General features: G+C 35.7%; 10 protein-coding genes. 8 read left to right on the top strand and 2 right to left on the bottom strand.

The window, feature by feature from the left end; genetic code table 11:
* Positions 1 to 271: 271 nt before the first annotated feature.
* From G7084_RS05800 to G7084_RS05785, 4 genes are all read left to right on the top strand, one after another.
* Positions 272 to 925, top strand: a complete 654-nt coding sequence (locus G7084_RS05800; protein ID WP_166010896.1) for an amino acid ABC transporter permease — start codon at positions 272 to 274, stop codon at positions 923 to 925.
* Between the two features lie 12 nt (positions 926 to 937).
* Positions 938 to 1,576 (top strand): amino acid ABC transporter ATP-binding protein, encoded by a 639-nt coding sequence (locus G7084_RS05795; protein WP_166010893.1) that lies wholly within the window; start codon positions 938 to 940, stop codon positions 1,574 to 1,576.
* On the top strand, positions 1,573 to 2,370 hold the full coding sequence (locus tag G7084_RS05790) for an amino acid ABC transporter substrate-binding protein (protein WP_166010891.1): 798 nt from the start codon (positions 1,573 to 1,575) through the stop codon (positions 2,368 to 2,370). Before G7084_RS05795 ends, G7084_RS05790 begins: the two co-directional genes overlap by 4 nt.
* Before the next feature lie 101 nt (positions 2,371 to 2,471).
* The gene (locus G7084_RS05785; protein WP_166010889.1) at positions 2,472 to 3,659 is read left to right on the top strand and encodes an MDR family MFS transporter; all 1,188 of its coding nucleotides are present in this window, start codon (positions 2,472 to 2,474) and stop codon (positions 3,657 to 3,659) included.
* Between the two features lie 70 nt (positions 3,660 to 3,729).
* Here G7084_RS05785 and G7084_RS05780 read toward each other — a convergent pair whose 3' ends face one another.
* Positions 3,730 to 6,018 (bottom strand): transglycosylase domain-containing protein, encoded by a 2,289-nt coding sequence (locus G7084_RS05780; protein ID WP_166010887.1) that lies wholly within the window; start codon positions 6,016 to 6,018, stop codon positions 3,730 to 3,732.
* A 28-nt stretch (positions 6,019 to 6,046) separates the two neighbouring features.
* Positions 6,047 to 6,646, bottom strand: coding sequence for a Holliday junction resolvase RecU (recU, locus tag G7084_RS05775; protein WP_166010885.1), 600 nt, complete (start codon positions 6,644 to 6,646; stop codon positions 6,047 to 6,049).
* Positions 6,647 to 6,978: 332 nt separating this feature from the next.
* On the opposite strand from recU, the gene G7084_RS05770 reads away from it, so the two are divergent.
* From G7084_RS05770 to G7084_RS05755, 4 genes are all read left to right on the top strand, one after another.
* Positions 6,979 to 7,539, top strand: a complete 561-nt coding sequence (locus tag G7084_RS05770; RefSeq protein ID WP_166010883.1) for an SLOG family protein — start codon at positions 6,979 to 6,981, stop codon at positions 7,537 to 7,539.
* Entirely contained in the window at positions 7,529 to 8,053 is a 525-nt protein-coding gene (locus G7084_RS05765) for a hypothetical protein (RefSeq protein WP_166008878.1), read from the top strand. The genes G7084_RS05770 and G7084_RS05765 overlap by 11 nt, the downstream gene beginning before the upstream one ends.
* Positions 8,054 to 8,582: 529 nt before the next feature.
* Positions 8,583 to 9,278 (top strand): Crp/Fnr family transcriptional regulator, encoded by a 696-nt coding sequence (locus G7084_RS05760; protein ID WP_166010881.1) that lies wholly within the window; start codon positions 8,583 to 8,585, stop codon positions 9,276 to 9,278.
* A gap of 17 nt (positions 9,279 to 9,295) precedes the next feature.
* Complete coding sequence (locus G7084_RS05755; protein WP_166010879.1) at positions 9,296 to 12,277, top strand: bacterial Ig-like domain-containing protein; 2,982 nt, start codon at positions 9,296 to 9,298, stop codon at positions 12,275 to 12,277.
* The last annotated feature ends 28 nt before the right edge of the window (positions 12,278 to 12,305 follow it).

The raw sequence follows: 12,305 nt of genomic DNA, 5'->3' as shown, positions 1-12,305 counted from the left end.
GTAGATCATCTAATTTGTTCAGAGAGTTGCGCCGAAGTTGAAAAGCAATCAAATTAATGAAACGAACCACACCTATGTTTGTTTAAAAATTGTAATGATTTTTCGGTCGACCGCGATATAGGTCCCCACCCTTACGTTAATAATGGTGGCTGAGTGTATCTTAGTAATAAGATGCAAAATTGAGGTGGAACCACGAATTCGATCGTCCTCAAGGTATGTTGTTGACCCGCATACCTTGAGGGCTTTTTTTAATTAATAAAGGATGGGAAATATGAATTATTTATGGTCGATCTTACCTAGTATGCTAGATGGTTTGAAAATGACTTTTGGGGTATTTGGCCTAACATTGATTGGTGCCATCCCACTGGGAATTCTAGTTGCAATGGCGTTAAGGTCAGAAATCGTCTTGTTGAAAATGTTGATCAATTTTTATATTTGGGTAATGCGGGGAACGCCGTTGCTCTTGCAGATTGTTTTTGTTTATTATGGATTAAGCTTAGCTCAAATTGTCACATTTCCCCGCTTTGAAGCGGCAGTGGTGACGTTTATTTTAAACTATGCGGCGTATTTTGCAGAAATTTTTCGGGGTGGGTTACAAAGTGTTCCACAAGGACAATTCGAGGGCGCGCAGGTTTTGGGATTTTCAAAATTGCAAACCATGCAAAAAATTATCTTACCTCAAGTAACAAAGATCGTAATGCCATCTGTGGGGAACGAAGTAGTTAATCTCGTGAAAGATTCTTCATTAGTTTATGTGATTGGCTTAGGGGATTTGATGCGGGCTGGAAATATTGCAGCAGCCCGGGATGTCACCTTGGTTCCGTATCTATTGGTTGGTTTACTATATTTAATTTTGACCGTTGTAGCAACATTGATTATGCGAAAAATCGAAGAGTCTTTGGATTATGACCGATTAAATCGCTAGAAAGGAAGACAAATGTTAGAGATTAAAAATTTAAAAAAACAATATGCTGAACATCTGATTTTTAAAAATTTAAATTTAGTAATTCCAACTGGTAAGATTATGGCAATTGTCGGTCCATCTGGAATTGGGAAAACAACATTTTTAAAAATTATCGCTGGACTATTATCTGCAGATCAGGGAACGATGAAATTAAATGGTGAATTACTTGATTTGACTGGTAACCGACAAGGAGCACAGGTGGGGGTGATTTTTCAAGATTTTAACTTGTTTCCTCAATACACGGTGCGAGAAAATATCACGTTGGCCCCACTAACGGTGTTAAACGACCCCCAAAATGTTGCGAAAGATAAAGCAGACCGTTTGCTGCTCGAATTAGGGTTAAATAATCAAGCTGAGCAATATCCCAGTCAATTATCAGGCGGGCAAAAGCAACGAGTTGCAATAGCTCGTGCTTTGGCGATGCATCCCGGAATGTTAGCGTATGATGAACCTACGTCGGGGTTAGATCAAGCTTCAACGCAACAGGTTATTCACGTGATGCAACAAATGAAAGCCCAAGGTGTGACCCAGTTAGTGGTAACGCATGATTTACCTTTTGCTGAAGCTATAGCGGATCTAACCTTTGATTTTGGAAAAGAGGTTCAGCGGTGAAACATACAAAGCTTTGGGGTAATTTGAGTGTCTTATTAATTCTTATGGGATTAATTGGTGGAATAGTCTGGAAAGTCAATCATCCGCAAGATCAATGGAACAAAACGCAGCAAAAAAAAATCGTCGTGGTTGGAGTGGATGACACTTTTGTACCTATGGGGTTTCGAAATCAAAAAGGGGAGTTAGTTGGGTATGATGTGGATCTAGCTCGAAAAACGTTTCAGGCAATAGGCTTGCAGGTTAAATTTCAAGTAATTGATTGGTCTATGAAGGAAACGGAACTTAAGTCAGGGCATATTGATGCCATTTGGAATGGCTATACGGCCACAGATCAACGAGCCAAGCATGTTGCTTTTTCAACCCCTTATCACCAAGATGAACAAGTCATTTTAACTGTAAAAGATCGTGGATTTAATCAATTAACGGATTTAAATAGTTTAGATTTAGGGATTCAAACTGGTTCTTCTGGTGCTGCTAGTTATGATGAGCATCCAAAGCTGCTTAAAAAGTTGATTCGTAATACTACGCAATATGATGATTTTTCTAAAGCTCTCAACGATTTGCAAGTTAACCGTATTCAGGGAGTTTTGATTGATAGTGACTATGCTCGCTATTATATGGCTCATTCTAAACAAGGCGAAAATTTTAAAATTATTAAAACTCCGTTTCCAAAAGAACAGTTTGTAGTTGGCTTTCGGAAGTCGGATCTTAAATTAAGAACCGCGGTAAATAAACAGTTGGCAAAATTTAAAAAAGATAGTACCATGAATGAGTTGGCCAAAAAATATTTTTAAAATTTTATGGTCATCAAAATAATTAATGTTTATTAAAAAATGAGGTCGTTCACGCGCCTTCATTTTTTATTTTTATCAATTAATTTGAGGGGGGGATTCGGATGCAAACAAGGGGAATGTCATTAAGATGGCTTTTAACGGCTAGTTTTATCAATAATTTTGCCTTGGGATTTATTTGGCCCTTGACGTCGATTTATTTACATAACCAATTAGGGCAGACACTAGTGATGGTCGGTTGGGTAATGTTAATGAATGCACTCGGCCAAATGTTAGGTAGTATTATTTCAGGAAGACTCTTTGATCGGATGCAACCATTTAATTTGATTCAGATCGGGGTTGGAATTATGGCTTTATCACAGATCGCTTTTATTTTGTGGCATGGTTGGCCAGCATATCCTATCATTTTAGCGATTACGGGGATTTTTAGTGGTTGGAATACAGCAACCATTAATTCATATGGCACACAAGTTAAGACTCACGATGGACGCTATGTTTTTAATATGCTGTACTTTATTGCTAATTTTGGGATGGTTTTTGCTACTGCTATGGTTGGACCCATCTATAATTATGGCATTATCTGGTTATTTATGATTTCACTAGTCATGTATAGCGCACTTTTTATTATTATTCAAAAACATTTTAATTTCACATTAGCTCAAGTGAGTAGTGATGATGCTTTGAAAATTAAAAAAATAAAATTACCAGTTTGGAATTTAAGAATTATTTGGACCGTGATTTTAGGGCTTAGTGTTTTATGGATCTCTTATTCACAGTGGCAAGGAAATTTGTCAGTTTATATGTCAGACGTTTTACATTTACCATTATGGCAATATTCAATGCTGTGGACGATTAATGGGTTACTGATTGCAGTAGTTCAATTAACGATGAATTTTTTGAATTTGTCGACGAATCGTAAAATGATGTGGATTCAAATTTATGGTGGGATCGCATGTTTTGGGTTAGCATTTTTAATTCTACCTTATGTAAACAATTTCAAAGGTTTTGCGATTGCGATGATTATTACCACGTTGGGTGAGGCGACGGCATTTCCAATGATTCCGGCCCTAGTTAATGAATTAACACCAATGAGTTTAAAGGGGCAATTTCAAGGTTTAGCTGCTGCCGCGCCATCAGCTGGTCGTGCTTTTGGACCGTTAGTGGGTGGATTTTTAATTGAACGTTTAGGCTATCATTCAATGTTTTATTTAGCTGCAGGACTTGTCGCAGTTACTTTGGTTTTGGTGATATTGATGGTCATGGTCGGCTTTAAAAGGACGACTCTTTTCTAATAAAAAGTATATTAACTGAGATTCAGTAAAAAAAGACACATTGTTAAAATGTGTCTTTTTTTAGTTCTTTTTATGGTTCTTTAACATTGTTATTGCTTGTTACAGTGCTAGTTGTTGCATTCCGGTTACTTGAGGTTGTTGCCGGAGTAGTAGTTTGTTGGGTTGTCGTCGTTCGCGTGGTCGTAGTATAGATTGTCGATGATTGAGCAATTGAAGATGAAGCTGAACCACTGACTGCAGTCGTAGAACCAGCAACACGGTTGGCAAATGGATCATTGAAATCAGCGCCATCAACTTCGTATTCCGTTTGACCATATTTGTTAACCTTTGAAACCGATGAAGGGACACTCCAATCTGAGCCATCACTTCCATTTTTATCCATGACGTATTGCATTAAGCTATCGTAGATCTCACTAGGTAGTTGCGAAGTTGCACTTAGCGGTGTTGTTACATCCATTGGTTGATCATAGCCAGTCCAAACCGAAATTGAGGCAGACTTAGTAAATCCAGTAAACCAAAGATCCTGGGCCGTATTTCCTGCTAACTTAGAGCTAGAAGGGTAAGCAACTGTCCCGGACTTAGCTCCCTGAGTATAATCTGAGTGCACGTATTTATTAAATCCTAGGTTCCAAGGTGCTTTAGCAGTGAAAACGGATTGTAACATACTGTTGACCATGAATGCCGTTGATTCTTTCATAGCCTTTGACCCAGTACTGGTCATATTTTCAACTTTACCTTCACGGGTAGTAACAGTCTTAATGTATGAAGGTTTGTAGTATGTTCCTCCGTTGGCGAAAGCCGCAAAGGCAGCTGCTTCTTGTTCCGTTGAAACATTAAAGCCGATTGCAGAACCACCAGTTAGCTTTTGATCAATCCCCAATTTATTCAGGAATTTCCCAGCACGTTTATAGCCAACATACTCATCTTTTTCACCACTTGGTAAGGTGCTTTGGCCTTCCAGTGTGTGTAGGGCAGGTACATTGAGAGAGCGTGAAAGAGCATTGCGCATGGTTACGTATGATTGGCCACTTTGCTTGGAGTAAGGTGCATTGTTAGTCATACCGGCATCGCCGACGTAAAGATTCGTTCCAGCATATTTAAATGAGGCAGAATCATCAACCGCTCGGTAAGTTGGCCAATTAAAGGCTTCAATGGCCGGAGCGTAGTCAATCAAAGGTTTAACCGTTGACCCACCAGAACGCTGTGTAGAGGTAGCCAAGTTTAGGCCTTGCAAACTATCTTGATTTCGGCCACCGATTTGAGCAATCACATCCCCGGTTTTAGGGTCAGTAATTGTAACGGCTGCTTGAAGTTCATCATCAGGGTAGGCAATTCCGTAGGTATTACTTGTAGATGAATTAATAATATCGTAGGCCTTGTTTTGAACATCACTGTCCAAATTAGTTTTAATAGTTAGGCCATCACGATTAATGTCATATTTCTGTTTCTTAACTTGAGCCAAGACTGATGAAATGTAGGCATCTGAAATTTTTTCATTTTCAGCTTCGACATCTTTTTCGGGATGCTCGGAGACCAAACCATCATCGATGGCTGTGGCCTTATAGGTTGCCGCATCACTCTTTGAGATCGTACCGTATGCAGCCATGGCATCCAAAACTTGATCACGGCGATACTTAGCACCACTAGGATTGGCATATGGATCATAACCAGAAGGGGATTGAGGTAATCCAGCAATTAAAGCAGTTTGTGGGATGCTCAATTCATCCATATTCTTATTGAAGTAGAACTTAGCAGCCGTTTTCATTCCATAGACACCGTTCCCCATGTAAACTTTATTCATGTAGAGGGTTAAAATTTGGGCTTTGGAATATTGCTTTTCCACTTTAATTGACATCCAGGCTTCTTGAATTTTACGTTTAATAGTTTGGTCACTGGTTGCGGATGAAAAAGCGGTCTGTTTGATTAATTGTTGCGTTAGAGTTGACCCACCTTGAAGCCCAAGGGATGAACCAGTTAGATTGGCAAAAGCCGCTCCAATAATTCGGCGTAAATCGACTCCTCCGTGTTTATAAAAACGACGATCCTCAATGGCAACGACGGCATTCTTCATATTGGAAGGATACTCGCTTTGCCGTGCAATTTCTCGCCGTTCATTACCACTGGTCCAGACAGTGTTGCCATCTTTATCTAAGATAGTTGACTGAGATGATCCCACAAGGCCAGCATTGGTGACTTTTGGTGCGGTAAATGACCAATAAGCAGCCAAGCTAATTACTAGAATGGCAATAACACCAATCACGCTCGCTGTAATATAGAGAATGCGTTTTTTCAGAGGATGATGCGCCTTTTTATTTTTAGGATGCGTACGATTAGTTCTAGAAAGATTTTGATCAGACATTTGATCGTTCTCCTTGGATAATATAAATTTAATGTGCTGCAATTAGTTGATCAACTGCATTGAGATAGGGAAGAATTGGTCTTAATCCAGTTGGAATTAAAAACCCATGTTTAACAATTTCAGCGTAGGGGACGGACTTCCGGGTTTCTTGACGATGTTGCCAAGAATCAATTAGAAGACTGCTATCAATTAGATATGTTTCACCACGTTTTGTGAAACGAATAATGAAGAAGCTGAGGCCACCGAGTCGTTTGATATCTGCTAAATGGTCAATTTGATGTTGATGAACATTGCTAAGCGGAAAGGAAGTTTGACTGGCAGTTTCTTTGGCATCAAAATCTAAATAGCGGCCTTGGTAGATTCCGTTATAATCTGTGGTTGAGGCTTGGCGAAAATAAGCTTCGGAAATTTTCGCCGCTGACCGTTTGGGATAATCAACATTAACAATTTGAATTGGCGTCGGTTTCTTATGAATATTGGCTACTCCATTTTGTAAATAAAATTGATTTGCTTGATTTAATTCACTTTCCAAAGACATTCCGCGATGTCCTTGGCTTGGCCGGTGCACAGCACGTTTATTCGATTGTGCCGGGTCAAAACCTTGTCCATTCGGATATTTAATGGTCATCGCAATACCTCCGTATGAAAGATAATCGTTACTATTATACCAAACTTATTATAACTATTCCTAGATTGAAATTATTTAATTTAACAATGGAGTTAAATTAAAATTATTCGGGTTAATTTGTGTTATTAGATTGGAATGATATTAGGTGTTTTTTCCAAGAATTTAATGATTTTATAAGATAACTTTATTCAATTGTCATGGCCCATTTTTGATATAATATTTTAGGAAATAACAACAGTTCTGTTGCGTTAAGGACGGGGTACTGAAAATAAGAAAAAATATATTTAGATATAAAAATTGGAGATATTATGGGGAAAAGGAGATGTTAACGAATGACAAGACTGTGGGTTACGGGTTTTAGAAGTTTTGAATTAGGCGTGTTTGGCAATCAAGACCCTAAGATTACGGTTATTAAATATGCGCTTGAAAAAATTATTAAACGAGAATTGGATGAAGAACTAGAGTGGATCATTACGGGTGGTCAATTAGGAATTGACCAGTATGCACTTGAAGTAGCCAATGCCCTGAAAGCAGAGTATCCAGCCTTAAAGACAGCCTTGATGACCCCCTTCAAAGATTTTGGGGGGCAATGGAACGAGAATAATCAAGCACAGCTGCAAAAATTAAAAGCCGCTGTTGATTTTACCCAGAGCGTGAGTCAAGATGAGTACAAAAATCCGCAACAGTTTAAAAACTACCAGAATTTTATGTTAGAACATACGGACGGAGCAATTCTGTTTTATGATGCGCAAGCTGAAGAAAGTAAAGTTCGTTATTTATATTCGGCCATGCAACAATATGATCGGCAACGAACCTATCCAATTACATTAGTCGATTTTGATCGACTGCAAGAATATGCCGATGAATATGTTGAGAGCATTCGTGAGTGGTAAAGAACTGTCTACAATAATTGGCAGATGGAAATGGCAAAAATTGTCAATTCCATCTGCTATTAAAAAAACTCCATTAATAGAACAACGAGATAATGAGCTTGAAATTTCAAGAGATAAATTAATGGCAGAAGTTTTGAATAATTATGCTGAAAGAATTTCTGAGAAAAAAGCGGCTGAAACAATTCATACGCAACTTGATTCTTTGATGTTAAATCAAAATCGACTAATTGAGGCAACTAATAACTCAGCTTCGAGTTTGTCAGAAGCGATTCAGGAACAGATGAAAATGAACCAATCTTTGATGCCTGGTATGTCACTAGAAAATATTTCTAAAGTATTATTTAGTGCATATGCTAATAACCAGGCTTTAAGGGTGCAAGAGAAGGTCATTGTTGATGGAATAGTACCCGCTATTATTTCTGGAATGGTCAAAGGCTATGATGAGGAATATGTATTTATTGGTGGAACTAAGATTGCGATTGATTCAATTAATTGGATTGAAGATAAAAAATAAAAGAACCTCACATGAATGAGGTCCTAAAAATTTAACTGGAATATAATTAAGAAAAAACGGGAGATAAAACGATATGAAAATAATCGCATTGTCTGGTTTAGAGGGGAGTGAAAAAAGAATATTTTAAAAGCATTAATTTCACTTATATGTATCTAATGTTAACCAAATTTTTGGTTTTGTGAGACATATTGTGTCGATAATAGGTGAAAAATGAGTTAAACTGAAATTAATACTTAAAATAAAAAAATACGGTTGACAGTATATTAGAAAGGATTTGCATAATGATGAAGCACAGCACAGCACAGCACAGCACAGCACAGCACAGCACAGCACAGCACAGCACAGCACAGCACAGCACAGCACAGCACAGCACAGCACAGCACAGCACAGCACAGCACAGCACAGCACAGCACAGCACAGCACAGCAAGATTAAATGTATAGATAGAGATAGATGTGAAGACATGGTTAAGCTATTGTTGGTTTAACTGTGTCTTTTTGTGTGCAATTTTATAATCGGAGTAAGTAATTATGAAACAAAATGGTATGGAAGATATAAATTATTTGTTTTCAAAAATTAAAGAATTAGCTTTAAAAGATGTTGAAGAGTTAGAGATATTGAGAAAAGGATATTTAACAAAATCTGGAGATACGGTATCTAGTGTTTTTATTTTAAGAGAAGGGGTGATACTTTCATCCATTCCTGGAACAAGTGGAAATAATGTAAATATATCATATATGGATGAACCAGGTATTATAACACTGCTTGAAAAAGAGGATATAAATTTAGTGAAACAACCATACAATATCCGAGTTGAATCTAACATTGCAAAATTTTATAAAATAAATAGAATCGAATTTTGGAAAATGATTAGGAATGATCCTTTTCTTCAAGGGCATGTTCGAAACTATTATCGACAAAAAATTGATGAAAATACAACAAGATTAAAAAGACAAGTTAGTAACAATAGGAAGGGGCAAGTGAGTGCCTTTTTATATGATTCCGCTAGGAAGTTTGGGGCAATAGATAAAAATACTAATAATGTTTTAATTGATTTAATCATCACACAAGAAACAATTGCAGACTTTGTCGGAATTAATAATAGAACATCAGTTACTAGAATTATGAACGACTTGGAACGAAATGGTGTAATTGAGTATGTTGATAGAAAAATATTAATAAAGGATTTAGATTATTTATCTGTCTTTTCAAAATCTGTCTTGTAAGTAAGTGAGAATTAGAAATGAAATTAAAAAAATATATATTAATAAGTACAATTATTCTAGGAGTAGTTAATCCTTTATGTGTGTTTGCGGAGGATGAAATCAGTCTTGATAATAATAAAATAAAAGCTCAAATAAATGCAAACGATACTTCTGAACCGCTTAGTGTTCAGAATAATAATTTAGATATTACCGGTAAAATAAAAACTAAAACAAGTAGAGTTAGCTACATTAATAAAAACACACAAACTTTAGATAATTCAGACAACGAAGATGAAATTCCCTCTACATCAGTTAAAACCAATTTTTCTACAATTAAATCATCCAATAATGTTACCAAAATGGATTTACAGATATTGAACGAAGCACCCAACAAATTGATACATAAAGGCGATAAGATTGTTCTAAATATTGATAGTAATGGTATACAATATTCGACTTTAAAATTGATTGATGGGTCGAAGTATTTCTCTATGAAATCTGATGCATCTGCTAGTACGATAACATTAACCGCTACTCAAATAATCGATTTTAGTGGGGTAGTAAATATTAGTGTAACTAGTAATCCAACTAAAAATGAAGATAATACTGGTAAAACAGCTGAATACCCACTTAATGTTAAATATAGTAGAAACGACATATACTTTGATATATACGGTGAGAACATGATATTGATGGTTCAGAATAATAAAGCTGATCAAATTGATAGCTTTGGACCACATTTACAGGGGAGTCTAAAAACAATTTTTGATTCTAATACTGACTGGTTTAATAATTATGTTGGATATGATAATTACAAACATATGTATTCCTATGACCAAGAGGGTATGTTAATTAATGCAAAATTAGATAATTTTGTACATGACTTAACAGCTACTAATGTGAAGTGGGGGGTGACACTTAAATCGGATATATATCATTCTTCATCAACTATTAAAAAAAATACGCTCAGAATATATCATGGCAATGAGGATGTGACTAATACAGTTAAAGTTGTATGGGAAGATGATGATACAGGATTTTATATTCTAATACCAGAATATAAAGGATATGATAAAAACCAGTATTCTGCTAGTTTTATCTCCAATACTAATGGAAATTTGAGTCATGTTGATGGATCATCGTTTGTAAGTGCTGATAATGCTGAAACTGGTAAGCCAATTGAACCGATAAAAAATAATGATTTATCAATAACACTGGGTTCTGGGGATATTATGTTCAGGTATTATCCAACATTAAATGGATCTTTCATACCGCATATTAATGCAAAGCCTCTTACTATTTATAGTACAGAAAAAATCAGTTTAAAAGATATACTGAATTTGGCAAATGCAACAGACCAAGATGATGGTGACATAACATCTAAAATTAAAATAGTGGATTCTTCTGATATTATAAATAATAATAATATTCCTGGAGAATATTTAATTAAATATTCAGTTGAAAATAGTACAGGTAATATTGGAACAGGTCAAACTACAATAACTATACTTGAAGATAAAACTAATATAAAAGTAAAAAATTCTACAATATTAACTGGATCTAATTGGAGTAAAGAAGATAATTTTGTTTCTGCTACAGATAAAAACGGTAAGGATATAAGTATCACTGATATCCTTACCGAAGGAGATGTGAATACATCTACTCCTGGAATATATGAGATTAAATATAAGACATTAAATGCGAATAATAGTCTAGTAGATAGTGTAGCCAAAATTAAGGTTGTTGAAAATAAACAAGGTATTAAAGGTTCTGACGTAACAACATATGTTGGAGACAAAGTTCCTGCAGATGAAGAATTTAAGGCTAGTGCTACAGATAAAGATGGTCAAGATATACCCGTTAAGCTAGATAAAAGTAAGATTAATATGAATAAATCCGGAAATTACGACGTTATCATAACGACAGATGATGGTCAAAGTAAGACGGTTAAAGTACATGTATTAGAAAATAAACAAGGTATTAAAGGTTCTGATGTAACAACATATGTTGGAAATAAAATTCCCGCAGACGAAGAATTTAAGGCTAGCGCTACAGATAAAGATGGTCAAGATATACCCGTTAAGCTAGATAAAAGTAAGATTAATATGAATAAATCCGGAAATTACGACGTTATCATAACGACAGATGATGGTCAAAGTAAGACGGTTAAAGTACATGTATTAGAAAATAAACAAGGTATTAAAGGTTCTGATGTAACAACATATGTTGGAAATAAAATTCCCGCAGACGAAGAATTTAAGGCTATCGCTACAGATAAAGATGGTCAAGATATACCTGTCAAGCTAGATAAAAGCCAGATTAATATGAGTAAATTCGGAAATTATGACGTCATTATAACGACGGATGATGGTCAAAGTAAGACGGTTAAAGTACATGTATTAGAAAATAAACAAGGTATTAAAGGTTCTGATGTAACAACATATGTTGGAAATAAAATTCCCGCAGACGAAGAATTTAAGGCTAGCGCTACAGATAAAGATGGTCAAGATATACCTGTCAAGCTAGATAAAAGCCAGATTAATATGAGTAAATTCGGAAATTATGACGTCATCATAACGACGGATGATGGTCAAAGTAAGACGGTTAAAGTACATGTATTAGAAAATAAACAAGGTATTAAAGGTTCTGATGTAACAACATATGTTGGAAATAAAATTCCCGCAGACGAAGAATTTAAGGCTAGCGCTACAGATAAAGATGGTCAAGATATACCTGTCAAGCTAGATAAAAGCCAGATTAATATGAGTAAATTCGGAAATTATGACGTCATTATAACGACGGATGATGGTCAAAGTAAGACGGTTAAAGCACATGTATTAGAAAATAAACAAAGTATTAAAGATACAGATAATTATAGTAAAAGTACCTTAGATAGTATGTTTAAAAATCTGAACATAAAATTACCCAATACATCTATAAGTAAATTGAATTTAGCAGGACTTGCAAGCGTAGTATTAGCATTATTGGCTTACATAATTATTTATAATAAACGTAAATAATTCCCCCAAATATTAATCATGTGGAAAC

The sequence above is a fragment of the Weissella coleopterorum genome, assembly GCF_011304355.1.
In the GTDB taxonomy this organism is placed as follows: Bacteria; Bacillota; Bacilli; order Lactobacillales; family Lactobacillaceae; genus Weissella; species Weissella coleopterorum.
This window is presented reverse-complemented; position numbering and strand designations above follow the sequence as displayed.